General features: G+C 33.2%; 19 protein-coding genes and 1 pseudogene. 9 read left to right on the top strand and 11 right to left on the bottom strand.

Annotated elements, in window-relative coordinates; genetic code table 11:
• Positions 1-1,389 carry a uridine transporter UriT gene (gene uriT / locus A9G36_RS03805; RefSeq protein WP_065585415.1) on the bottom strand — a complete coding sequence of 463 codons (1,389 nt, stop codon included), beginning with the start codon at positions 1,387-1,389 and terminating at the stop codon, positions 1-3.
• A 574-nt stretch (positions 1,390-1,963) separates the two neighbouring features.
• Between uriT and pntA the strand changes: the two genes are divergently transcribed.
• Together pntA and pntB are read left to right on the top strand one after the other, a co-directional pair.
• The gene (pntA, locus tag A9G36_RS03800; protein WP_034944378.1) at positions 1,964-3,499 is read left to right on the top strand and encodes a Re/Si-specific NAD(P)(+) transhydrogenase subunit alpha; all 1,536 of its coding nucleotides are present in this window, start codon (positions 1,964-1,966) and stop codon (positions 3,497-3,499) included.
• A gap of 15 nt (positions 3,500-3,514) precedes the next feature.
• Positions 3,515-4,906, top strand: a complete 1,392-nt coding sequence (pntB, locus tag A9G36_RS03795; protein WP_034944379.1) for a Re/Si-specific NAD(P)(+) transhydrogenase subunit beta — start codon at positions 3,515-3,517, stop codon at positions 4,904-4,906.
• Positions 4,907-5,007: 101 nt separating this feature from the next.
• Here the strand turns inward: pntB and fabR are convergent, their stop codons facing one another.
• Both fabR and oxyR read right to left on the bottom strand, forming a co-directional pair.
• Positions 5,008-5,652, bottom strand: a complete 645-nt coding sequence (gene fabR / locus A9G36_RS03790; protein WP_034944381.1) for an HTH-type transcriptional repressor FabR — start codon at positions 5,650-5,652, stop codon at positions 5,008-5,010.
• A 44-nt stretch (positions 5,653-5,696) separates the two neighbouring features.
• On the bottom strand, positions 5,697-6,623 hold the full coding sequence (oxyR, locus tag A9G36_RS03785) for a DNA-binding transcriptional regulator OxyR (protein ID WP_065568574.1): 927 nt from the start codon (positions 6,621-6,623) through the stop codon (positions 5,697-5,699).
• Between the two features lie 416 nt (positions 6,624-7,039).
• On the opposite strand from oxyR, the gene pcnB reads away from it, so the two are divergent.
• The 6 genes from pcnB to sppA all read left to right on the top strand — a co-directional run bounded on the left by pcnB (position 7,040) and on the right by sppA (position 15,756).
• The gene (gene pcnB / locus A9G36_RS03780; RefSeq protein WP_051825080.1) at positions 7,040-8,419 is read left to right on the top strand and encodes a polynucleotide adenylyltransferase PcnB; all 1,380 of its coding nucleotides are present in this window, start codon (positions 7,040-7,042) and stop codon (positions 8,417-8,419) included.
• 74 nt (positions 8,420-8,493) lie between these two features.
• On the top strand, positions 8,494-10,869 hold the full coding sequence (gene lptD / locus A9G36_RS03775; protein ID WP_065574170.1) for an LPS assembly protein LptD: 2,376 nt from the start codon (positions 8,494-8,496) through the stop codon (positions 10,867-10,869).
• A 78-nt stretch (positions 10,870-10,947) separates the two neighbouring features.
• A complete protein-coding gene (gene surA, locus A9G36_RS03770) occupies positions 10,948-12,264 on the top strand; it encodes a peptidylprolyl isomerase SurA (RefSeq protein ID WP_065568572.1) in 1,317 nt (438 codons plus the stop codon).
• Positions 12,257-13,054: a 16S rRNA (adenine(1518)-N(6)/adenine(1519)-N(6))-dimethyltransferase RsmA gene (gene rsmA, locus A9G36_RS03765; protein ID WP_065585414.1), complete on the top strand. Its 798-nt coding sequence runs from the start codon at positions 12,257-12,259 to the stop codon at positions 13,052-13,054. The genes surA and rsmA overlap by 8 nt, the downstream gene beginning before the upstream one ends.
• A 4-nt stretch (positions 13,055-13,058) precedes the next feature.
• The gene (gene apaH, locus A9G36_RS03760; RefSeq protein ID WP_065568643.1) at positions 13,059-13,892 is read left to right on the top strand and encodes a bis(5'-nucleosyl)-tetraphosphatase (symmetrical) ApaH; all 834 of its coding nucleotides are present in this window, start codon (positions 13,059-13,061) and stop codon (positions 13,890-13,892) included.
• A gap of 16 nt (positions 13,893-13,908) precedes the next feature.
• Entirely contained in the window at positions 13,909-15,756 is a 1,848-nt protein-coding gene (gene sppA, locus A9G36_RS03755; protein WP_065568570.1) for a signal peptide peptidase SppA, read from the top strand.
• Between the two features lie 508 nt (positions 15,757-16,264).
• Here sppA and A9G36_RS03750 read toward each other — a convergent pair.
• From A9G36_RS03750 to moaC, 4 genes are read right to left on the bottom strand one after another with little or no spacing between them, the layout of a single operon-like run.
• The gene (locus A9G36_RS03750) at positions 16,265-16,963 is read right to left on the bottom strand and encodes a Bax inhibitor-1/YccA family protein (protein WP_034944395.1); all 699 of its coding nucleotides are present in this window, start codon (positions 16,961-16,963) and stop codon (positions 16,265-16,267) included.
• 60 nt (positions 16,964-17,023) lie between these two features.
• A complete protein-coding gene (moaE, locus tag A9G36_RS03745) occupies positions 17,024-17,467 on the bottom strand; it encodes a molybdopterin synthase catalytic subunit MoaE (protein WP_065568569.1) in 444 nt (147 codons plus the stop codon).
• A gap of 1 nt (position 17,468) precedes the next feature.
• The gene (moaD, locus tag A9G36_RS03740) at positions 17,469-17,714 is read right to left on the bottom strand and encodes a molybdopterin synthase sulfur carrier subunit (protein ID WP_034944853.1); all 246 of its coding nucleotides are present in this window, start codon (positions 17,712-17,714) and stop codon (positions 17,469-17,471) included.
• 15 nt (positions 17,715-17,729) lie between these two features.
• The gene (gene moaC / locus A9G36_RS03735) at positions 17,730-18,203 is read right to left on the bottom strand and encodes a cyclic pyranopterin monophosphate synthase MoaC (protein WP_034944399.1); all 474 of its coding nucleotides are present in this window, start codon (positions 18,201-18,203) and stop codon (positions 17,730-17,732) included.
• Between the two features lie 217 nt (positions 18,204-18,420).
• On the opposite strand from moaC, the gene priA reads away from it, so the two are divergent.
• Entirely contained in the window at positions 18,421-20,589 is a 2,169-nt protein-coding gene (gene priA / locus A9G36_RS03730; protein WP_065585413.1) for a primosomal protein N', read from the top strand.
• Positions 20,590-20,628: 39 nt separating this feature from the next.
• On the opposite strand, the gene A9G36_RS03725 is transcribed toward priA, so the two are convergent.
• The 4 genes and pseudogenes from A9G36_RS03725 to clpX all read right to left on the bottom strand — a co-directional run bounded on the left by A9G36_RS03725 (position 20,629) and on the right by clpX (position 26,989).
• A complete protein-coding gene (locus tag A9G36_RS03725; protein ID WP_065568567.1) occupies positions 20,629-20,949 on the bottom strand; it encodes a ComEA family DNA-binding protein in 321 nt (106 codons plus the stop codon).
• 152 nt (positions 20,950-21,101) lie between these two features.
• Complete coding sequence (locus A9G36_RS03720; protein ID WP_081295223.1) at positions 21,102-22,955, bottom strand: SurA N-terminal domain-containing protein; 1,854 nt, start codon at positions 22,953-22,955, stop codon at positions 21,102-21,104.
• A gap of 208 nt (positions 22,956-23,163) precedes the next feature.
• Positions 23,164-25,521, bottom strand: a pseudogene (gene lon / locus A9G36_RS03715) (endopeptidase La); the annotation flags it as partial.
• Positions 25,522-25,714: 193 nt separating this feature from the next.
• Positions 25,715-26,989, bottom strand: a complete 1,275-nt coding sequence (gene clpX / locus A9G36_RS03710) for an ATP-dependent protease ATP-binding subunit ClpX (protein ID WP_065585412.1) — start codon at positions 26,987-26,989, stop codon at positions 25,715-25,717.
• Positions 26,990-26,993 lie beyond the last annotated feature (4 nt).

Genomic DNA, 26,993 nt, shown 5'->3' with positions numbered 1-26,993 from the left:
TTATAATTCAGCATGAGCCGGCCGCGGTATAAAGAAACTTGAGATTAATGCCAATACAGTAATAATCAATCCTACAAACATTCCATTAAAGTAACCTAGCATTGAATGAGCGTTGAGCATTTGAATGGCAGGCAATAATGCAAAGCTTAATCCGGCACCCAAATTAAATGCTCCAGCATTCATACCTGGTAAAAAACCTAAATTTTCTTTTGGTGACAAAATAACACCAAGACCATTAAGAATAATATTGACCATTCCTGCATAAAATATACCTAAAGCAATTACTCCAGATGCTAAAATAATTAAGGAGTTAATACCATAAAACATAATCACTAAGATACTAATGATACAACCCAATAACCCAAATTGAAGCACATTGTTATAACCTAAAGTTGGGGCTAACCGACCTGCAAAAGGGCCAACTAGCCATCCAATTAAAGCATAAGGTGTTAATAAGATTAGTGATGCTAAATCGGGATCCAATCCAAACCCTATTTCATTGTTTTGTGCAATTGACATGACTAAACCATTAACTATCGCAAAAATACCTGTCATAATAAGAATTGTTGTGAGCAATAAAGACCAAGTTTCACGCCTTTTTAGATGGATCGTTGTGACTAATGGATGTAAAACGCTTTTTTCAGTATACCAAAACAAGATAAAACAAATAGTAGCAAATACGCTTAATCCTATAATTTTAAAGTAATTAGCACTAGCAACGTTTCCTGCCTCATTAAGTGCAAATAAAAGAGCTGCAATAGCTGAGACTAACAATATCACACCAAGCCAATCCATTTTAGTATCAACCGAAGGTTTTGATTCAGGAGCAAAACGAAAAACTAAATAAGTGGAAATTGCTGCAACAATCGCTATTACCCAAAATACAGCTCTAAAACCCAAATGCGTTGCTATTATACCGCCAGCAATAGCATCGATACCTGCAATACCACCATTTACTGCAGTTATGATTCCCATCAACATGCCATATTGTTTTACATCTTTTACTGCATAATTTAGCATTAACAAACAAAGCGGAACTACTGGCCCTGAGATACCTTGAATAATTCGTGCGACACATAACACTTCAATATTAGGGGCAATTGCAGCCAATACTGTACCTAATGTCATAACTGAAAGCATTACCATTAATACTTTTTTTCGACCTTTTATGTCGCTTAGTCTTGGTAAAAATAATGAGAATAATGCCGCTGCCGTAAAAAATGCCGTTTGCGATAAGCCAACTTCAGCGTCATTGGTACCTAAATCTTTAGCTATAGTGACCAATACTGGGCTTAACATGCTTGCATTAAGTTGAAATGCGATACAAGCCGCAAGCAATGTAAACATCAAAGTTAAGATGCTATTTTTTTTCTGGCTTTGTTTTGCCATATTTTTACCTCGTTAGTGCTTTTGAAATATTAGCGATTAAACTCAAAAACCAGAATTACCAAGTATTGCTGTTAGTCACTTTTAATTTACTTTTAAATAAATAATATAAAAAAATGTTACAAATATACTTATTGTTAAGATTCCGCTGAATTTAATATCGATCAGAATATTTTTCATCAAGTTAACATTATTTATGTCTTGTTTTTTAACTTACTCATATCGATGAGTCTACTTTGATACAAAGCTTAGGCTCATGCATAACTTTAGTAGTTAAATGGGAATAAGCAGAGTCAATCCAATTAGTTTGAAGGCAAAAATAGAAGAAAAACTTAATTTTTGACCAATCTAAGTTAGTTTTGTGGTCACTTGAGTTTATTTTCCCCATAATGACGTAATCACAATGATTGCAAGGTAAATATTTTAATTTTTATTTAAAGATTTAAAATCCAATTATTATTAAAAATAATAATAAGTTTTCGATAATAAAAATTAAATTCTCTATTAGTACTGAAGCTATTTTATGCTAGAATCGAATGACATTAACAATTTATCTTTAACATAAGGACGTAACGAAATGCATATCGGTATACCTAAAGAACGGTTAACCAATGAAGCTAGAGTTGCAGCAACTCCCCAAACTGTTGGACAACTGTTAAAACTTGGCTTTACAGTCTCTGTAGAACAAGGGGCAGGACATGCTGCTCATTTTGAAGACCAAGCTTTTATTGATGCTGGAGCCATAATTCAAAATACACAAGATATTTGGCAAAATGATTTAATTCTGAAGTTTCATGCACCAACCGATGATGAAATTTCTTTAATGAAAGAGGGAGCAACCCTCATCAGTTATATTTATCCAGCTCAACATAAAGAGCTATTAGAAAAACTCGCCACTAAAAATATCAATGTAATGGCAATGGACTGTGTACCACGTATTTCACGCGCACAATCTTTAGATGCATTGAGTTCAATGTCTAATATTGCTGGTTATCGTTCAGTTATTGAAGCTGCAAATCAATTTGGTCGATTCTTTACAGGTCAAGTTACCGCTGCAGGTAAAGTGCCTCCCGCTAAAATATTAGTTATTGGGGCAGGTGTTGCAGGTCTTGCAGCCATTGGCGCAGCGGTGAGTTTAGGGGCAATTGTTCGTGCTTTTGATACTCGCCCTGAAGTTGCCGAACAAATTAATAGTATGGGTGCCGACTTTTTAGAATTAGATTTCGAAGAGGAAGCAGGTTCTGGTGATGGTTACGCTAAACAAATGTCTGCTGCCTTTATTGAGGCTGAAATGGCCCTTTTTGCTGAGCAAGCCAAAGATGTTGATATCATTATTACAACTGCGCTTATTCCAGGCAAACCTGCACCAAAACTTATTTCGAAAGAAATGGTTGAGTCAATGAAACCCGGCAGTGTTATTGTTGATTTAGCTGCATTAACTGGTGGTAACTGTGAGTTAACTAAACCGGGCGAAGTTTTCGAAACAAATAACAACGTAAAAATTGTTGGTTATACTGATTTAGCTAATCGTATGCCAGCTCAAGCATCACAACTTTATGGTACAAATATTGTTAACCTACTAAAACTGCTTGCTAAAGAAAAAGACGGTAATATTGATATCAATTTTGATGATGTTGTAATTCGTGGTGTAACTGTGGTTAAAGATAAGGAAATTACTTGGCCAGCTCCTCCAATCCAAGTATCAGCACAACCGCAGAAAAAAGAAGCAATACCTGCTGTTGCTAAACCAGAACCCAAAGTAATGGAACCCCATAAAAAATATGGGCTTTTAGCATTAGCGATCATTGTTTACTTTTGGCTTGCTAACTCTGTTCCTGAAAGCTTTCTAGGACACTTTACCGTATTTGCACTATCTTGTGTTGTTGGTTACTACGTAGTATGGAATGTAACGCATTCTTTACATACGCCACTAATGTCGGTAACAAATGCAATTTCTGGGATTATATTAGTCGGTGCAATATTACAAGTCGGCGATGATAATGGCTTAACTACGGCAATTGCCTTTGTTGCTATTTTGATTGCTAGTATCAATATTTTTGGTGGGTTCTTTGTTACTCAAAGAATGCTGAAAATGTTCCAACGCGGCAAGTAAAGGAGAGTATAAATTATGAGTAATGGAATCATTCAAGCAGCCTATGTTATTGCTGCATTACTTTTTATCTTTAGCTTACGAGGTCTTTCTAACCAAGAATCTGCAAAATCTGGTAATATTTACGGTATGATTGGTATGGCAATCGCACTTATTGCAGCAATTGCAAGTATTAAAGGTGGATTACACTGGATAGTGATAGCCATGATAATTGGTGCATCTATTGGCTTATATCTTGCGAAAAAAGTTGAGATGACTCAAATGCCAGAACTTGTTGCACTACTTCATAGTTTTGTCGGTATGGCAGCAGTTCTTGTTGGTTTAAACAGCTTTTTAGACCCTCACATTCAAAATTTTCAAGGTGGAGAGTTAACTGTACATTTAGTAGAGATTTTTGTCGGTGTTTTTATCGGTGCAGTAACCTTCTCTGGTTCTGTTGTTGCATTTGGTAAATTAAATGGACGCATTAGCTCTAAACCTCTTTCTATTCCTAATAAACATTATTGGAATTTAGCGGCTATCGTTGTTTCTATAATATTGATGTTTACCTTTATTGAAGTAAAAAGTGGAGCAGGGGCACTAATTAGTCTGTTAATTATGGCAATAGTGGCATTTGTATTTGGTTTCCATCTTGTTGCTTCAATTGGCGGTGCTGATATGCCAGTAGTAATTTCAATGCTAAACTCTTATTCTGGTTGGGCTGCTGCAGCTGCAGGCTTTATGCTTGGTAATGATCTTTTAATTGTCACTGGTGCGTTAGTGGGTTCATCTGGTGCAATTCTTTCCTATATTATGTGTAAAGCAATGAACCGTTCATTTATTAGTGTTATTGCTGGTGGGTTCGGCAGTGATGGGAGTTCAGCTAGTTCAACAGATGAAGAACAAGGTGAATACCGCGAAATGCAACCTGTTGAAGTAGCTCAAACATTAAAAGAAGCCCGTTCAGTGATTATTGTTCCTGGTTACGGTATGGCTGTAGCACAAGCTCAAGCAGCTGTAAGCAATATTACTGAAAAACTACGTGATATGGGTATAGAAGTTCGTTTTGGTATTCACCCAGTAGCAGGACGTTTACCGGGGCATATGAATGTATTATTAGCAGAAGCGAAAGTACCATATGATATCGTGCTTGAAATGGACGAAATTAATGACGACTTTGTAGATACTGATGTTGTTTGGGTTATTGGTGCAAATGATACCGTTAATCCTGCAGCAGAAGAAGATCCAAATAGCCCTATTGCTGGCATGCCCGTTCTTGAGGTTTGGAAAGCAAAAACAGTTATCATTTCTAAGCGCTCGATGAATACTGGTTATGCAGGCGTGCAAAATCCATTATTCTTTAAAGAAAATAGCTATATGCTATTTGGTGATGCTAAAGATAGCGTTGAGAAAGTATTACAAAATCTTTAAGCAAGTATATATCATTATAAAAACTGCAGCAAATACTGCAGTTTTTTACTTAATCATATTGAATTGATTAGAAAGTAATGTATTTTTAACATTATAGATAATTATAAGATTTCTTTTTTAAATAACTCTTTATGATAAAGATAGTAAGCCCCACGCGATACCATTCGAAGTTGGAAAATAAGATCTTCAATTAATTTCTGACGCTGTACTGCGTCAAAATCAATGGCATCAGCTCCTGCATTAAACGCAATAGTTACCATTGCTGCTGCTTGTGCTTTGTTATAATGATGTGGCATGTTATTAGCGTTATCAAGATAATCAACTAATTCAACAATAAAATGTTGTATTTCTCGAGCAATAGCTGAACGAAAAGCAGAGGAAGTCCCAGCTTTTTCACGCAATAATAATAAAAAAACTTTAGGGTTTTTATCAATAAACTCAATGAAAGTTGTTACTGAGGTACGTAAAACACTTCCCCCTTTTTCAATACGTTTTCGCGCTTGGCGTAATAATTGACGAAGCGTTAAGCCACTTTCGTCAACCATAGCCAAACCTAATTCATCCATATCTCGAAAATGACGATAAAATGAAGTAGCTGCTATACCTGCTTCACGAGCGACCTCACGTAAGCTTAAACTAGCAAAACCTTGTTCGGCATTAAGCTGGTTGAAAGCCGCGTCAATTAAACTACGACGAGTCTTCTCTTTCTGTTGTGCTCGAATACCACCAGCTTTGCTATTTTTCATTTTATATTTTTAAAACTCATTATATTTTAATACAACCTAAAAAATTAATTACTTGCTTTGAGTAACCTTTCCTTTTCTGCAAATACTTTTGGTATGTGATCACGAATCGTTTTGGCTATTGTTTCATAACGAGAACGCAATGGCGAACCAGGGCGATAAATAAGTTCAATATTACGTGATGGTACAGGTTCAGTACAAGAAATATAGCAAATATTATCACGAGTACGCTCATTGGGCACAGCAAGCTCAGGAAATAAAGTAATGCCACGACCAGCTGAAATCATACTACGTAAAGTTTCAAGACTAGTCGCTTTAAACTGTTTATCTTCTTCAATACCAACTTGAAAACAATATCCCATAGCATGATCACGTAAACAATGACCATCTTCCAACATTAAAAATTTTTGTCCTTTTAAATTTGAAAGATTAATTACTCTTTGTTTCGCTAGTTCGTTATTTGCAGGAACAGCTAAGAACATTGGCTCATCGAATAAAGGCAATTCAATAAATTGCGATGTCTCTTTAACCTGAGCTACAATTGCACAATCAAGCTTACCGCTTTCAAGTTGAGCAACAATCCCCGCTGTTTGTGCCTCATGTAAATATAGTTCCAATTGAGGAAAAGATTCATGTAGAACGGTGATAACATGCGGTAATAAGTAAGGCGCAATAGTAGGAATTAGACCTATATGCATTGGCCCTGACATTTCTTCACCTTGTCGGCTAGCCATTTCTTTTAAAATTTGAATATTACGTAAAATTTCTTTAGCTTGTTCAACAAGCATCATACCAGTTTGAGTAAATAATACTTTACGACTAGTACGCTCTAATAACATTACACCAAGCTCATCTTCTAATTTTCTGATCTGTCCACTTAAGGTTGGTTGACTTACATTACAAGCATCAGCTGCTTTGCGAAAATGACAGAATTCAGCTAACGAAACAAAATATTCTAAATCTCGAATATTCATAATGCCCCCAATAAATTATCAGTTAATGGTATATACTCAAGTAATTTTGGGAAATTAATTGCAGCATTAAAATTAACGATAAAAATGTTCTTTGATACATGGTTAACGCTTTATCTCTTGGTGGAAATTATTGTTTCCCTACAATTAACTCAAAAAAAATTAAGTATTAGTTTGTATGATTTATAATCAACTCCATGATATTACATAGATATGAACGAAATTTAACATGTCATTTTGGTTAAGTGATATTACTACATTGCTGTATATAAATAAATGCTAATGTTAATAATTGTGTTTAAAAAATCCATTTGAAAATTTATCTATTACCAGTGCTATTAAACATATTTAACTTTTAATAATCTATAATACTCATTAGAAGATCCATGGAAACTTAATGATAATTAAGTTATACTCCAATGTTATATTTTGTTTCTTATCAAACATTATTTTTGGGGTGTACTATTTTTAAACAAGTTTCTCAATTTTATCGTAAGATGTTTTGTCATAAAAAACGCCAAGAGCCAAATTATGTGTCCATTTCACGTAATGAGCATAACATTTCACGTAATAATATTAATGAAAATGCATTAAAAGTTCTTTACCGATTAAACAAACACGGTTACGAATCTTATTTAGTAGGTGGTTGTATTCGAGATCTTTTATTAGGAAAAACGCCTAAAGATTTCGATATTGCGACAAATGCTACCCCAGAACAAGTTCAAAAAATCTTTCGCAACTGTCGTTTAGTTGGAAGACGATTTAGACTTGCTCATATTATGTTTGGCAAAGAAATCATCGAAGTTGCGACTTTCCGTGGCACTCTTGGCGATCAAGAAGAACAAAATAATACATTAAAACGTTCACAATCAGGTATGCTATTACGTGATAATGTTTATGGAACAATAGAGCAAGATGCGGTACGACGCGATTTTACCATGAATGCTCTTTACTATAGTATTAAAGATTTTACTTTACGTGATTATTGTGGCGGATTAAACGATATACAAAATGGAGTTATTCGATTAATTGGTGATCCTCAAACACGTTACCGAGAAGATCCCGTTAGAATGCTAAGAACAGTAAGATTTGCAGCTAAGTTGAATATGACCATTGAGCCAGCTACTGCAGAACCAATTAAAAGCTTAGCACCGTTGCTAATGAATATACCTTCCGCTCGACTGTTTGATGAGTCACTTAAATTATTACAGGCGGGTCATGGATATGCTACTTATCTCCTATTAAGAGATTATCACCTTTTTGAGCAGCTTTTTCCTATTATTGATCGCCTATTTACTAATAATAAAAATAGCCACTTAGAAAAAATTATCGAGCAAGTTTTAAAAAATACTGATTATCGCATTGCCAATAATAAGCGTGTTAATCCAGCATTTTTATTTGCAGCATTTTTTTGGTATCCAGTCGTAGAACAAACGCAATTAACCTGTATTGAAAGCGGGTTACAATTTTATGATGCTTTTTCTATGGCTATTAACGATATTTTAAGTGAACAATGTCGTGTTATTGCTATCCCCAAACGCTTAACCTCAACAATAGGGGATATATGGAGACTGCAGTTACGAATGAAGAAACGCGATGGCAAACGTGCGTTTACTATATTAGAACATCCCAAATTCCGCGCAGCTTACGATCTTCTCGAAATAAGGGCTTCTATCGAAAAAGGAGAGCTTTTAGCTTTAGCCAAATGGTGGGATGAATTTCAATATAGCTCTGTCGAAAAAAGAATAACTATGGTTAAGCAATTAAGTAAAGCAAAAAGGCGAAGAGTGAAACATTAATTTTTCGTTCGCACTTTTATAAATAACCGTTATAATGTGTTAATTATAAAAATCATAACTACTTTTAATCATTGATGAAAAAATTAACGCCTTCACTTATTGCTATAACCGTTACCTTTTCTTTGTACAACAGTGCTTGTTATGCTATAGCTTTACCTAAAGCTGCTAGCAATAATCCACAGTGCATGATCAATGTTCCTCGATTTGATCGACCTTTAATTAGTGGAGATACTAACAACATTCCTGTAAACGCCGAATCCAATCAATTTGAAGCAATTTATCCAAATATCGCTATTTATCAAGGCGATGTATCGATAATTCAAGGGAATCGTTCCATTAAAGCAAACAAAGTTACTATTGATTCTGAAGGCACTAATAATCGTGTTGTGACCTTAGAAGGGAACATTATCTATCAAGATAATTTGATTCAGATGAAAGGTAATAATGCATCAATGAATCTCAATAACAATAATACCAAAATGAAACCTAGTGAATATCATCTTGTAAACCGACTTGGACGTGGTGATGCCGATGAAATGAAACTTGAGGAAAATCGTTATGTTATTTTAAAAAACGGTAGTTTTACATCTTGCCCAATCAATGATAGCACTTGGAGTATTAAAGGCTCCACTGTTATTCATGATAATAAAGAACAATTGCTTGAGGTTTGGAATGCGATATTTCGTGTTGGTAAAATTCCTGTATTATATTCACCATATTTACAATTACCAACAGGAGATAAACGCCGTTCCGGTTTATTAATGCCAGATATAAGTTATGACAGTGTTGATGGCGTTGACTTTTCTATTCCTTTTTATTGGAATATTGCGCCAAACTATGATGCCACTTTTAAACCAAGAGCTCTTGAAAAACGAGGTCTTCAAATACAATCTGAATTTCGTTATTTAAATGAATTAGGGTTAGGTACATTAGCATTTGACTGGCTGCAACATGATAGTAAATATAATAAAGATAGAAAAAATGGGTTGAACGGAAATGATTATGATAATAATCAACATCGTTGGTTATTTTATTGGAAAAATGAAGAATTAATTAATTATCATTGGCGGCTTAAAGTAAATGCTTCGCGCGTCAGTGATAATCAATATTTGTCAGATTTAAGCTCTGAATATATACCACAAACAGCTGGATACCTTTCTCAGCTTTACCAAATTGGTTATAACGATGAAAATTGGGATATTAAATTAAGTCATTTAAACTTTCAAACTTTCCATTCAGTTGCGAAAGATAACCTTTATCAAACTCAACCACAGTTAGATATGACTTATTATAATTATGAGTTAGGACCTTTTAAATTTAAGACTTTTTCTCAAATAACACATTTTGTAAGTCCAAGTAAAAACGATCCGAAAACATGGCGGGCCCACATTGAGCCAACACTTAACTACACATTAACCAATGCTTGGTCAACATTATCAACTGAAGTGGGCTTTATGGCAACGCACTACAATCAAGATTTAAAGCAAGAATATGATAAAAATCAAGATAATAGTGATAAAATTTTAGATCGAAATGTCAATCGTTTCATACCTAAAATAGCGGTAGATGGTAAAATCATTTTTGAACGTGATACCACTCTTATTGAAGGTTATACACAAACCTTAGAACCGCGAGTAAAGTACATTTATATACCATATCGCAAACAGTCTAATATTTTAAATTATGATTCATCTTTACTACAGTCAGATTATATTGGACTATTTAGAGATAAACCTTATAGTGGATTAGATCGAATTCCTTCAACCAATAAAATATCTATAGGAGTAACTACTCGTTTTTATGACAATAATAAAGTTGAACGATTTAATTTATCTATTGGGCAAACTACTTATTTTACAAAATCAAGAACAAGTGAGAATAACACAGAATTAGATAGAAATTCCGATACTGGAAGCATAACTTGGGCAACGAACAATTTTTGGCGCATAAATGATGACATGATATTTAGAAGTGCACTTCAATATGATACTCGACTTGATACGATATCTTTGGCAAACACCATTTTTGAATATCAACCATCTAATGATAAACTGGTACAGTTATCTTACCGTTATGCAAACCATAACTATATTGATACAGTTGATAAAAGTTCAACCTATAAAGGATATAAACAAGATATATCACAAGCTGGTATTATGGCATCTTGGCCATTAACTAATACAATTACAGCAGTAGGATCTTACTATCATGATATTAAACTAGGTCAAACAGCAGATAGTTTTATTGGACTACACTACCAAGATTGTTGCTGGGGTGTAACTGTACAATATGGTCGAAAATTAACAGACTGGGAACCTGATACACGTAGCAGCAAATATGAAAATAAATTTTCAATACATTTCGAGTTACAAGGATTAGGTCGTAATAGTGATGCCAGAGCCAAAATGCTAGATTTTGGTAAATTACCTTATGTCACCGCATTTGAGTAAATGTTGTAATAAAAAATATGATTAATAAAGTTATTACTATAATAGTTAATCTATAGCAAAAAAATGAGTTAAATAAATATGAAATTATCAAAACTAATTATTGCTTTAAACTTAAGTATCAGTATTGGTATTTTTGCACCAATATCTATTATATATGCAGCACCTCGGGTTGTTGAACAAGTGGCTGCAGTTGTCAATAATAATGTCATTTTAGAAAGTGATGTTAATGAGATGTTAAAAACTATTAAAGCAAGTTCCGATAAACGAAATTTACCAGATGATAAAATACTTAGACAACAAATCATTGATCGTTTAATTACCGAAAATTTGATACTTCAAACAGCAGCTAAAGCAAAAATAACTGTTAGCGATGATGAAGTAACAGAGGCTATATCTAGAATTGCCGCTGATAACGGTTTAAATATCAATCAGTTAAGAAGCAAACTATCAACTATGGGAATTAGCTATGGTGCTTACCGAGATCGGATACATAATGAGATGCTAATCGAGCAAACACAAATGAGTGAAGTAAAGCATCGAATTAATATTTCCGAAAAAGAAGTTGAAAATTTAGTCAAAGATATATCTCAGCAACTGACTAATAATATTGACGTAAAAATTAGTCATATACTAATTGCGATCCCAGAAAATGCATCAAAACAAAAAATAGATGAAGCAAATGATAAAGCTAGAGATATCATTAATCGAGCCCAGAAAGGAGAAAATTTTGCAAAACTAGCAACTTCATATTCTAATGACACTCTAGCTTTAAAAGGTGGAGATATGGGGTGGCGTAAACTCAATGAACTACCGACAATATTTGAGGAGCGCTTAATACGAGCCCCTAAAGGAAGCATTATTGGTCCAATTCGCTCAGGTGTCGGTTTACACATTCTAAAAGTTAATGATACACGAACTGAAAAACCTAAAGCTATCACAGTTAGAGAAATTAATGCTCGTCACATTTTAATTAAAACTAATGTACTAATAACCGATGAAGTAGCTAAACAAAAATTAAATGATATTAAAAAAGCAATAGTAAATGGTACAACAACTTTTGAAGCAGCAGCTAAAACTTATTCTGAAGATCCAGGCTCTGCAGATAATGGTGGCAACCTTGGTTGGAGCGTTCCAGAACGTTATGATACTGGCTTTAAAAACGGTTTACTCAAACTAAAAAAAGGGCAAATAAGTGAACCCGTTAAATCAGCTTATGGTTGGCATTTGATTCAATTAATAGATACAAGAAAAGTAGATAGAACTGAATTAGCAAAACAAGAGCAAGCTTATCGATTAATATTTAATCGAAAATTCGCTGAAGAAGCACAAGTTTGGATTAAAGAATTAAAAGATGATGCTTATATTAAAATTAAAGGTGATGAAAAGCATGAATAGTCGTGTTCATCAAGGGCATTTTGCCCGGAAACGTTTCGGACAAAACTTTTTACATGATGACTACATTATTAAAAATATTGTTGCGGCTATACAACCTAAAGCTGATCAAGCGTTAGTTGAAATTGGTCCAGGTCTTGCTGCGTTGACCATGCCAGTAAGTAAATATGTGGATCATTTAACTGTAATTGAAATAGACCGAGATTTAGCTAGCAGATTGATTGAAAACCCATATTTAAATAATAAACTAACAGTCATTGAAAAAGATGCATTAGCTTTTGATTTTAATGAACTTTCCAAGCAACTAGGTAAACCATTAAGAGTTTTTGGTAACTTACCTTATAATATATCAACTCCTTTGATATTCCATTTATTTGAATATGCAAATATTATTATGGATATGCATTTTATGCTACAAAAAGAGGTAGTTACTCGTTTAGTTGCAGCACCAAATAGTAAAGATTATGGTAGATTGAGCGTTATGTCACAATATTATTGTCATATCATTCCTGTTTTAGAAGTGCCCCCAACATCATTTAAGCCTGCACCAAAAGTTGATTCAGCAGTGGTAAAATTAATCCCTTATAAAGAAAAACCTTATTTTGTTAAAGATATTAAAATACTTTCGCGAGTGACAACTGAAGCTTTTAATCAACGTCGTAAAACTATTCGTAACAGTTTAGGCAATATGTTTACTGTGAAACAAATAACAGAATTGAATATTGATCCAACTTTACGTGCTGAAAATCTTACTGTAGAGCAATACTGTCAGCTCGCTAATGCATGGATATAATCGTATGGCAAACCTACTTATCGGCGATATTCATGGATGTTATGATGAATTTATGCGATTACTTGAGAAAGTCAATTTTTCATCATCAGATGTATTATGGTTGACCGGAGACTTGGTAGCAAGAGGCCCTAAATCACTTGAAGTTTTACGATTTGTTAAACAAAATAATCAACAGATTCGTTTAGTATTAGGTAATCATGATCTACATTTACTATCCATTTATGCTGAAATTACGTATTCTAAAAAGAAAGATAATCTTAATGATGTAATTGCAGCTCCCGACTATGATGAATTGATGAATTGGCTGCGAAAACAACCTCTTCTTCAAATAGATGAAAACTTAAAGCTCATTATGACCCATGCAGGCGTTTCACCACAATGGGATCTTGAAACACTAAAAAAATGTGCCCATGACCTAAATGTTATGTTATCAAGTGATTCTTATCCTCTTTTTCTTGATAAAATGTATGGTAACTTCCCAAATGAATGGTCATTAAATTTAAAAGGGTTTGATCGATTACGTTACGCTAGCAACGCTTTAACACGTATGCGATTTTGTTATGAAGATGGCCAGCTTGATTTCTATTACAAAAAACATCCTGACCAAGCCCCTGCAAAACTGAAACCATGGTTTTTAATGCCAAGAAAAATTCCTGATGAATATCATATTGCTTTTGGACATTGGGCTGCATTGAATGGTAAAGGAACGCCTGAAAATATTTATGCTCTTGATACAGGATGTTGTTGGGGAGGAAAATTAACATGCTTACGGTTCGAAGATAAAAAATATTTCAAAAAAAGAAACATTGAAACGAAGAATTTAGATAAACTTCTATAAAAGGATCACATTTATTATGTCTTTTTTATCTGTCATTAAATCTATTTGGAAAGTAGTCAACTTTATTAGGGAAGTCTTTCTAAACCTAGTGTTCTTAATTATCCTTATTCTCATTTTTAGTGGTATTGCATTAATTAAAGAAATACAAAAAGAAGATACTACTCCCAAACACGGTACTTTAGTTTTAGATCTTGAAGGTATTATCGTAGATAGTACACTTTACAATGATAATATCTATGCTTTACAAAATAAAATTTATGGAAAAAAGGTAAATCTTGCTCGTGAAAATAGCTTGTTCGAATTAACACAAAAAATAGATCAAGCAGCCGCTGACCCCAATATTAAAAATATGGTATTGAAATTAGATCACTTTGTTGGTGCCGATCTTAGTTCGCTACAGTATGTAGGTAAATACTTAGCTAAATTTAAAGCAAATAAAAAGCCTATTTATGCTATTGGTACAAACTTTAATCAAAGCCAATATTATTTAGCAAGCTATGCCGATAAAATCGCTTTGACACCACAAGGAGCCGTTAATTTATATGGTTTTGCTGCAAATAATCTGTATTATAAAACATTACTGGATAATTTAAAAATTAATACTCATGTTTTCCGTGTCGGTACCTACAAATCAGCTATTGAGCCATTTATCCGAGATGATATGTCGGAAGAAGCAAAAAGTAACACTACCCATTGGTTGACACTTATGTGGAATAATTATCTAAATGATATATCTAAAGAACGAAAAAAAGCTACAACACAATTAGTTCCACCTTCTAATATTATGTTATCAGAATTAAAAGCAGTTAATGGCAGTATGAGCCAGTATGCTTTATCAAATGGCTTAGTCGATGTTGTAACATCAAATTATGAATTTGAGAAAAATTTCTTTGAATCCGTTATTCAAAAAGAAGATTTGCCTGAAATTAGTATTTATGATTACAAACTAAAAGCTGAAAACAAGCCAATTAATAAAAACATCACAAAACCACTTATATCTGTAGTCTTTGTCAATGGCGCTATTGCTGAAGGTGAAAATAATAGCAATATTGCAGGAAGCCAAGAAATAGTTACACAATTAAAAAATATTCGTGAAAACATTAATACTCAAAATATTCAAGCTGTTGTTCTGCGAGTAAATAGCCCCGGCGGAAGTGTTGATGCCTCTGAAGCTATACGTAGTGAGTTAGAATCATTACGTGATTATCAAGTTCCTGTTGTTGTTTCAATGGGCGGAATGGCGGCTTCCGGAGGATATTGGATTTCAACAGCTGCCGATTATATTGTTGCTAGTCCAAATACTATAACTGGCTCTATTGGTATTTTTGGTATTATTCCAACATTTGAAAATTCACTTTCGTACATTGGTGTTCATAGCGATGGTGTATCAACATCCCCATTAGCAAATAATAATTTTGCTAAAAATTTACCAGATGAAATGAAGCAACTTATTCAAATGAATATTGATAACGGTTATAGCACGTTTATCTCTTTGGTAGCAAAAGCACGAAACATGACAATAGAGCAAGTCGATAAAATAGGACAAGGCCAAGTATGGTTAGGCGCGGAAGCTTACAGAAATGGTTTAGTCGATAAATTAGGAGACTTTGATGATGCTATTGAAATGGCTGCGTCGCTAGCTAATCTTACTGATTACAGAATTGACTGGCAAAAACCTGAAACAAACTGGTTTAATGCTTTTTATTCAGACATGATTGCTATGTTACCTAAATCAACAGCAGAAGTTTTGTTTGAAAAATTACCTAGCGTTAAACAAATCCAACAAAAAGCATCTTTATGGGATAAATTTTCTGATAAGCAAAATCGTTATATTTATTGTTTAAACTGTGCAGATGTGCATTAATACTATTCAATTTTAGCCACCTTTTTGGTGGCTTAATTGATCTCTTTTTGCTATTTTGATAAAAATAACACATATTATTTATCAGATCATGGATGTATGGATAACTCACTGTTTCGTCAATTTCATAATTATATGAGTCCATATAATGGTTAATACCCATACGATTAACAAGATAAATATTACTCAGTTCGAATAGCGTAAGAATTATAATTTGAAATCAATAACCAATTTCTATCTTTTATTGGGTTAAATAAAATAATCCCTTATATCATCTCCATAAACATATAATACTTCATTAATGATGGTATTACATCTTCATGATTTGTTAATTTATGGCGATTAACCTAAAGCTTTTTAGATTGTGCTCCCCACAATAATAAAAAGGCCTTTTTGTTTGTCAGTAATTACTATCTAAAATTTTAAAAAATAGCACATCTAGGTAAAATTCTAATAGAAAATTGGCAAAAAAAAGCTCTATATAGAGCCTTTTAATATTATTAATATATGGTTATCGACGATCTGCAAAAACTCTTAATAACATAATGAATAAATTTATGAAATCAAGATAAAGTGTCAATGCACCCAAAATGACAAAACGTCTAAATACATTCTGATCGTCTTGAGGTAAATCTTGACCAAATTCTTTAAGTTTTTGAGTATCGTAAGCTGTCAAACCAGCAAAAACAAATACGCCAATATAAGTCACAGCCCACATTAATGGAGCGCTTTGCAAAAATATGTTAACTAAAGATGCAATAACAATACCGATTAGTCCCATAAATAAGAAACGCCCAAAACCTGATAAATCTCGTTTTGTGGTATAACCATAAAAAGCCAAAGCACCAAACATCCCTGCAGTAATAAAAAAGACGCTTGCAATTGAAGATGAAGTATAAACTATAAAGTAAATAGAAAAAGTACATCCATTTAAAACTGAATAAATCATAAATAATGTGGTTGCTGCAGCTCCCGACAAACGATTAATAAAACCAGAAATAACAAAAACTAATCCTAGTTCAGCAATCAACAGAACCCACATACCTCGATACAAAATTTCCAAAAGCTGTATACTATTAGATGCATACCATGCTACCAAGGCTGTTAAAAGTAAACCAACTGTCATCCAACCATAAACATGGCTCATATACGTTTGTACACGGCTATTAGATTGTTCAATAATTGAACCGTTAGGGGTGTAACTCGTCATTCCATACCTCTCGAATTAAATGTATAACAAAAACTATCACTATTATATATTAAATAATAATTAATACCATTTTTTCAATGATTCTATATCCGATTTTTTTGCATCAATCCATACGTCACCATTTTCTGTTCGTTCTTTCTTCCAAAATGGAGCTTGATTTTTTAATACGTCCATAATAAATTCAGCTGCTGCAAATGCATCAGATCGATGCGCACTACTCACACCAACAAATACAATTTGTTCATTAACACTGATCTCACCAATTCGATGAATAACGGCAATACGACTCAATTGCCATCTTTCTCTAGCTTGAGAAATAATATTAGTTAAAACTTTCTCTGTCATTCCTGCATAATGTTCTAAAAAAAGGCTCAACATATGTTTTTCAAAACAGCGAACTTTTCCCATAAAGGTTACCACGGCTCCATCTTGTGACAATTCAGAAAGCCAATCAATTAATTTTTCAGTATAAATCGGTTCATTACTAACTTTAATGATATCCATATCATCCGCCTGTTACTGGAGGAAAAAAAGCGATTTCATCACTAGATTGAATAATATAATCAAAATCAACAATACATTGATTTACAGCACATAATACTGTTCTTTCTTTTAATGCTAATGACCATTTATCACCAAGTTTACTTAACCGCTCAATCAGAAGGGAAACCGAGAGTTGATCTGCATCTAACGTAACTTTATCAATACCCACTAATTCTCTAATCTGAGCAAAAAAAATGACATTATTCATTTTATCTCTATACATTTATTCGGCGATAAAATCACCGGATTTACCACCTGTTTTGTTTAATAATCTTACTTGCTTAATTACTATATCTTTTTGAATTGCTTTGCACATATCATAAATAGTCAAAGCAGCAACAGATGCAGCAACTAAAGCCTCCATTTCAACGCCTGTTTGTCCATTTAAACGGCAAATTGACTGAATTATAACACATTGTTTAGTAATATCAGCTTGAATATTAACCTCAATTTTAGTCAATAATAATGGATGGCAAAGCGGAATAAGCTCCCAAGTTTTTTTGGCTGCCTGAATTCCAGCGATTCTTGCAGTTGCAAAAACGTCTCCTTTATGATGTTTTCCTTCAATAATCATATTAATTGTTTCAGCATTCATTATTACTAACGATTCAGCCCTTGCTTCTCTCGTAGTTATTTGTTTATCTGAAATATCAACCATATGAGCATCACCGCGCTGATTAATATGTGAAAATGACACTGGTATTTTGTTCCTTTTAAAATGATCATTCAATCCATACAATCAAGATAACAAATTTTACAAGTAGATACCACCTTTCTATTAATTAGATAAATTTTCAATAATCAATTAGAAATTTTCAACAAAGATTTAAAAAAGTTAATTGGAACAGCCACTTTGCGAGTTAAGCAAAAACTGCGTACAATATAGCTTTCTTTAGTTATATTGTGATAGTTTAATGTTTATCGCTCATATTGCTTTACCTTTACCACTTTACCAGCTTTTTGATTATCAATTAATGACACCTGCAGAAGTCGGAATGCGGGTAAAGGTTCCTTTTGGAAAACGAGATGCAATAGGCATTATTGTTAGTATTGACCAACACACTAATTTTGATATTAAAAATTTGAAAAAAATTACCGCTATTATTGATACTGTTCCTCTTTTTACACCTTCAATATGGCAGCTATTAAATTGGGCAGCAAGCTATTATCATTATCCTATCGGTGAAGTACTATTTCACGCTATGCCAACTTTATTGAGACAGGGGCGCCAAGCGGCTAAAGATGAAATCAAACATTGGCAATTAACCGAATTGGGACAACAATTTGATTTAGCGTTATTAAAACGTGCCCCCAAACAACAATTATTACTTTCATCCTTAAAAAATAATACTGTGCAGGAAAATGATTTTGGTGCAACTATTTATTATGAATTACATAAAAAAAAATTAATTCAACAAATCAGTTACCGACCTGATAGCGTTAAATGGCAAATTAATTTCTCAGTAAATTGTAGTCCAATTCAGTTAAACAAAGAGCAATCTTATGCAATTAATACAATCAATGAACAAACTGACCAATTTGGTGTTTTTTTATTAGAAGGAGTAACAGGCTCGGGAAAAACGGAAGTTTATTTAAATATCCTAGCTAATGTATTATCAACAGGCAAACAAGCATTAGTGCTCGTACCAGAAATTAGCCTAACACCACAAACGATTGAGCGTTTTAAACAACGTTTTAACGCACCTATAGACATTTTGCATTCTGGTTTAACTGACAAAGAAAGGCTTAGGGTCTGGCTACAAAGTAAAAATGATGAAAATGCAATTATAGTTGGTACTCGGTCTTCACTTTTTAGCCCATTCAAAAATTTGGGAATGATTATTATCGATGAAGAACATGATAGCTCTTATAAACAACAAGAAGGATGGCGTTATCATGCTCGAGACTTAGCTATCATGCGTGCTAAAATTGAAAATATTCCAATTTTATTAGGCTCAGCAACACCATCACTTGAAACACTAAAAAATGCTCAAAATCATAAATACCAATTATTACAACTTACTGAAAGAGCAGGTAATGCATCTCTTGCCAAGCAGTCAATTTTAGATATTCGCGGACTACCGCTTATAGCTGGGCTATCACAATCTTTAGTTGACCAAGTAAAAAAACATTTATCTAATAATAATCAAGTAATGTTATTTCTAAATCGTCGAGGGTTTTCACCACAATTACTTTGTCATGACTGTGGTTGGATTGCTGAATGCCCCCGTTGCGAACATCCTTATACTTATCATCAAAAGCAACATAAATTAAGTTGTCATCATTGTGATACCCCGAGATCAGTCCCTGAGCAATGCCCTAAATGTGGATCAACTCATTTAATACCAATAGGCGTAGGAACTGAACAACTTGAAAAACAGCTTGAAATTCTATTTCCTAATATCAAAATTAGCCGTATTGATCGTGACACAGTAAGTAAAAAAGGAGCTTTAAACAATTATTTGTATAATATTCAACAAGGTGGAGCTCATATTTTAGTGGGAACACAAATTTTAGCCAAAGGTCACCATTTTCCGGAAGTCACTTTAGTCGGAATTATTGATGTTGATGGCGCTCTATTTTCAAGTGATTTTCGAGCAACTGAACGATTTGCGCAACTCTACACTCAAGTTTCAGGAAGAGCCGGACGTGAAGCAAAAGCAGGAGAAGTGATTTTACAAACATATCATCCGGATCATCCATTACTTAATATATTATTAACAAAAGGCTATCGAGCATTCGCTAATGCAACTTTACAAGAACGGCAACAAACACAATTACCCCCTTTTAGTTATCAAGTACTGATTCGTGCAGCAGATCGTAATAATTGCTATGCACCTACATTTTTACAACGAATTCATGAATGGCTAAAAGAAAATGGTGCTCCAGAATTATGGCAGCTTGGTCCTATTCCTGCCAATCAACCTAAAAAAGCAGACTACAATCGTTGGCAATTGCTTTTACAACATACTAATCGTCAATTGTTGCAAAAAATATTAAATCAACTCGTTATCGAAATTGGAAAATGGAGTGAAATATCAAAAGTAAGATGGAATATTGATATTGATCCTATCGATAATTAATATTGATTATCCACCGAAAATAATCGGTGGATAATCAAATTATAATGTTATTTTTCCAGCATTTTTGTCCAATGTAGCCTGACCAATACCGGAGACCTCTTTAAGTTGCTCAATTGATACAAATGCACCAAATTTTTCACGATATTCAATAATCTTACGAGCCTTGTTAATACCAATTCCTGTTAGAGCTTTTGTTAACTCCTCAGCGGTAGCAGTGTTAACATTTACCTGAATAACTTGTTTTTGTTCTTGTTTCACAGACTCTTGTTTAATCGTTTCTGTAACTGATGAATCAGCGAAACTCAAAGATGAAAAAGTAATACTAAATAAAAAAATAAATAATAGTGAAAAAAGTTTCATTTAATTAACCTCTAAAATAATTACGCAAGTAAATTTGCTTTATCACTATCTCACCTAATTAAGCAAAAAAATTTTAAATATGCGAAAAATGAGAAAAGCCACCAAGGTGGCTTTTCTTTTTCATCCAATTTTACTTTATTATTCGAGATATATCACAAATTAGCATCTGGCATAATTTCAATCTTAGCTTTAGAGCGAATATCATTGATTAAAAAGTAATAAGTGCTTTCATTAATGAAAGGGAGCAATTCAGACGAAATATCTCTCTTTAATTCTGGATTTTTGAATTTTGTTAATGCCATAATATAAGCATTCTTATAATCTAAATATTCAACACCATAAACACGCTTGTTAGTTGCTGAGGGTACCAAATCAAAAACCATGCGAACTACTTTCGGATCAAATTCTTTAGATTCTCTACTCAAATTATAATTTTGAGTAAATTGTATATGTTCAGATTTCCCTTTTTCATTTAATTCAGTCATAAAACTATCTACAGTAGATTTAAAACGGCTCTTAGCTATATCATCATACAGCTTTTTATTGATGATATCTTGAACTTCAGCAAACTGAGCAATACCATCAGATTTATAGTCAATAACTTGTATTACAAAATCTTTAACATTAATATCGTTTCCAACAGGAATCATATCAGAAACTTTATTTGTTGCCTTCCCATTAGCAACCATTTCATTACTAAACGCAACATCTCTAACTTCAGGATAACGCAAAATAGAATCGTTATTATTGTAATAGGTCCAGTCTGATTCTTTTAGCTCTAATCCTACTTCTTTAGCTACTACCTCTAAATCATTTGGATTGTTACTAAGTGCAGACTTAATCTTATTTTCTGTATTTATGAAAGCTTTCTCTGCTTTTTCATTTTGTAGTTTAGTTTTGATTTTATTTTTTACATCATCAAAATCTGTTACTTTTGATTTTTTTAAATCATCTAATTTAACAATTAGATAACCACTTTCAACTTGTATAGGTTTTGAAATTTCGCCGATTCGGTGTAAATTGGCATCTTTAAATGCTTGTGGTAAAGAGTCATCATCAGCAAACCAACCTAGTGAACCATTTTTACCGTAAGGTGATATTTCACTACTTTGGTTCATATTCTTTATGACATCAGTAAAATCAATGCCAGATGAAAGATCTTTTATAATATTATTGGCTTGTTGATTATCAGCTGTAAAAATGACACTAAAAGCTTTTTTGGCAGGGAATGTGTAATCTTTAATATTATTATTAAACTCTCGTTTTACTTCTTCATCACTAACGGAGATTGAGTCAAAATAATCTTCCTTATTATTAGCAATATACTTAAATTTTACCCTTTCCTTCCTAAAAAATTCATTCTGATGTTCATCATAATATTTTTGTTCATCTTCTGTTGATATTTTCACATCATTCATACTAACTATAGAAGAGTTTATTGTAGCAGCATAAACTGTTCTTGTTTGATCTTTTAATAATGATATTTCAGAATCAACTGGTAATACAAAACTACTGTCAACTAGCGCACCAATCAATTGTTGTTGTTGTAGCAATGCTCTTAAAGATTCAGCATATTTATCTGGAGTATAGTTATTAGCAGAAAGTAAATCTAAATACTTTTTATTATTAAATTTACCATTTTCAAAAAAGACAGGTTGTTTTCTGATATAATTTTTTATTTGATCATTAGAAATAATAGTATTAACTTCCTTTGACAATTTATAAACTAGAGCATTATTTACTTGATAAGACAATATATTACGGCGAAGTTGCTTAATAAAAGCACTATCTCCTCCTGCATTGGCGGTTTGGGCTTTAGCTTGAGCTTCAAACTCTGCTCGACTAATTCCTTCACCATCTACTTTTGCAATATATTTCTGTTCATCATGTGAACTACCACCAAACCCTAAATAACCGACACCGGTAAAGATAAAACTAATAATGATTACTGCAAAAATAATTTTAACAGCAATATTATTTGCCGCATTTCGGATTGTTTCCATCATTTCTTGCGATTCTCCATAAAAAGAAAGTTGAATTTCGCAAGTATAGCATATTTAACTAAATTGGCTATTATAGGAATGTTAAAGGATAAAAAAAGATCAACATTAAGCTGATCTTTTTATAATAAAATAATCAATTTAAACGAGTAGATACGCCAACATTATTTTTTACCTTTTTGATTGTTTTTTTAGCAGTTTGCTTTAATGATACTTTTTCAGCTACTGGCTCTATACCAAATGGATTGTTTTGTAAAGCAATAGTAATTACCTCATCAATCCATTTGACGGGACGAATATCAATTTCTGCTTTAACATTATCTGGTATTTCTTCCAAATCTTTAATATTATCAATTGGAATAAGTGCAATTTTAATTCCACCTCGATGCGCAGCTAGTAACTTCTCTTTTAGCCCACCTATTGGTAAAACTTCTCCACGTAATGTTATCTCACCAGTCATAGCAACATCAGAACGAACAGGATTACCAGTTAACGTTGAAATGAGTGAAGTACACATTGCAATACCTGCACTTGGTCCGTCTTTTGGAGTTGCCCCATCAGGTACATGCACATGGATATCACGTTTTTCGTAAAAATCGCTATTTATACCTAATTTTTCTGCACGAGCCCGTACAACAGTTAATGCCGTTTGAATAGACTCTTGCATCACATCACCGAGTGATCCTGTATAAGTTAATTTACCTTTACCTGGCACACTGGCAGATTCAATAGTTAGTAAGTCTCCACCTACTTCTGTCCAAGCAAGGCCAACCACTTCTCCAATACGATTTTCATTATTTGTTTTACCATAATCAAAGCGCTGCACACCTAAGTAATCTTTAAGATTATCTTGAGTAATTATCACTTTTTTCAACTTATTATCCAAAGCTAATTGTTTAACAACTTTACGACAAATTTTTGCAATTTCTCTCTCTAAGCTTCGAACCCCTGCTTCTCGAGTATAGTAACGAATAATGCCGATAATAGCAGAATCTTCAATACTAATTTCTTTTTGCTTCAAACCGTTATTTTCAAGTTGTTTTGTAATTAAATGCTGTTTGGCAATATTCAACTTTTCATCTTCTGTATAACCAGAAAGGCGAATAACCTCCATACGATCCAATAATGGCGCAGGAATATTCATTGAATTTGCTGTAGCAACAAACATTACATCGGATAAATCGTAATCAACTTCTAAATAGTGATCACTAAAAGCATTATTTTGCTCAGGATCAAGTACTTCTAATAAAGCTGATGCGGGATCCCCTCGCATATCAGATGCCATTTTGTCAATTTCATCTAATAAGAATAATGGATTTTTAACCCCGACTTTAACCATTCGTTGAATTAATTTTCCCGGCATAGAACCAATATATGTACGTCTGTGCCCACGAATTTCAGCTTCATCACGTACTCCCCCTAACGCCATTCGAACATATTGGCGGCCTGTTGCTTTAGCAATTGATTGACCAAGTGAAGTTTTACCAACACCTGGAGGTCCAACTAAACATAAAATTGGACCTTTAACTTTATTTACTCGACCTTGTACTGCTAAGTACTCTAAAATCCGGTCTTTTACTCTTTCAAGGCCATAATGATCTTTATCTAATACTTTTTTTGCACCTTCTATACTTTTCTTGACTTTACTACGCTTATACCAAGGCACTTGTATCATCCAATCTATATAACCACGCACAACAGTTGCCTCAGCTGACATTGCTGGCATCATTCTCAATTTATTTAGTTCTGCCAAGGCTTTATCTGTTGCTTCTTGAGGCATTTTTGCTTTAGTAATTTTATTTTTTAATTCTTCATATTCATCAGGTTTATTATCTATATCACCTAACTCTTTATGAATTGCTTTGATTTGTTCGTTAAGATAATATTCTTTCTGTGCTTTTTCCATTTGTTGTTTAACACGTTGCCGAATATTTTTTTCAACTTGTAACAAATCGATCTCAGCTTCCATCATTGCAATAAGCAATTCAAACCGTTTTTCAAGATCAGCTGTTATTAAAATTTGCTGCTTTTGTTCAACCTTCAAAAATAAAGTTGCAGCAATCGAATCAGATAATTGTGAAGGTTCTTTAATTAATCTAATGGAATCAACTACTTCTTGGGTAATTTTTTTATTAAGTTTTGAATATTCTTCGAAATTAGATAGCACTACACGAATTAATGCTTCATTTAAATCCTCTGGATTTTTCTTTTCTCTAAGAGGTTTAATATTTGCTATTAAAAAATCATCTTCATCTTGTTCAACAATATCCAAAATTTTAGCACGCTCAACCCCTTCAACTAAAACTTTCACAGTTCCGTCTGGTAATTGAAGTAATTGCAAAATATTAGCCACAGTGCCGATTTCATATAAATCATCAACATCAGGGTCATCTTGAGATGGGTTTTTTTGTGTCACAAGAAAGACTTGTTTATCCATTTCCATTGCACTTTCAAGGCAACGTATTGATTTATTTCGTCCGACAAAGAGAGGAATTACCATATGAGGGAACACGACAACATCGCGTAATGGTAAAATAGGCATAATCATTTGTTTAGTTTGTTTTGTTTTCATTTTTTTCTCTCTAGTAGTACAACCCCATTTGATAGATATTGGGATCGTTTTAAGGTATTCAAGCCTATTTTTTATTGTTTATAATATGTATTATCCTTAAAACATGGTTGATAAAATCATTCAGAATTTTAATGTTAAATTTCATTATTTATTCTTTACTTACTGCTAACAAAATAGCAGCAAGTAGAGGTATCTAACCAGTAAGTTCTGTATCATTACGATAGACTAATTTTGGTGCTTGAGATTTTTCTACTGTATCTTGTTCAACAACGACTTGTTTAATACTGTTCATTGAAGGTAAATCATACATAGTATCAAGTAAAATATTTTCTACTATTGAACGTAAACCTCGTGCACCAGTTTTACGTTTCATCGCTTTTATTGCTATAGCATCTAATGATTCTTTAGAAAACTCAAGATCAACACCATCCAGTTCAAATAATGCTTGATATTGCTTAGTTAAAGCATTTTTAGGCTCAGTTAAAATACTAATTAATGCTTCCTTGTCCAATTCAGAAAGAGTACCAATAACAGGTAGCCGACCAATAAATTCTGGAATTAATCCAAATTTAACTAAGTCTTCAGCTGCTATCTTAGCTAATAATTCAGATTCAGAAGCCCTTTGTTTAGTACTTTTTACTTCAGCACCAAAACCTATTCCAGTATTAGTTGAAACACGATTTTCAATTACCTTGTCTAACCCACTAAAAGCACCACCGCAAATAAAAAGAATTTTTGAGGTATCAACTTGTAAAAATTCTTGTTGAGGGTGTTTACGACCGCCTTTAGGGGGAACTGAAGCAATAGTTCCTTCAATAATCTTTAACAAAGCCTGTTGAACACCTTCTCCTGATACATCTCTTGTAATAGATGGATTATCTGATTTTCGAGTTATTTTATCGATTTCATCGACATAAATAATCCCACGTTGCGCTTTTTCCACATCATAATCACAATTTTGCAGTAATTTCTGAATAATATTTTCAACATCTTCACCAACGTAACCCGCTTCAGTTAATGTTGTGGCATCAGTCATTGCAAAAGGTACATCTAAAAACCGAGCTAATGTCTCTGCCAATAATGTTTTACCGCTACCAGTAGGACCAATTAATAAAATATTACTCTTACCTAACTCGACATCCTTACTGCTAGTATAATTACGTAAACGCTTATAGTGATTATAAACAGCAACAGATAAAACTTTCTTTGCATAATCTTGACCAATAACATATTCATCAAGATGTGCTCGAATTTCATGTGGTGTTGGCAATGGCTTATTGATGAACTCTTCATGTGAAAGAAAGCTTTTTGTTTCTTCTTTTAAAATATCATTACATAATCCGACACATTCGTTACAGATATATATAGATGCTGGTCCAGCAATCAGTTTACGAACTTCATGTTCACTTTTACCACAAAAAGTACAATAGAGTAATTTTTCTGAACTTTCTTTATTCACTTTTACCACCTAC

Origin of the sequence: Gilliamella sp. Choc6-1, from assembly GCF_001690385.1 — a bacterium.
Taxonomy (GTDB): Bacteria; Pseudomonadota; Gammaproteobacteria; order Enterobacterales; family Orbaceae; genus Gilliamella; species Gilliamella apicola_A.
Note: the sequence above shows the minus strand (reverse complement) of the source record. Positions and strands in the feature narration are given on the sequence as shown.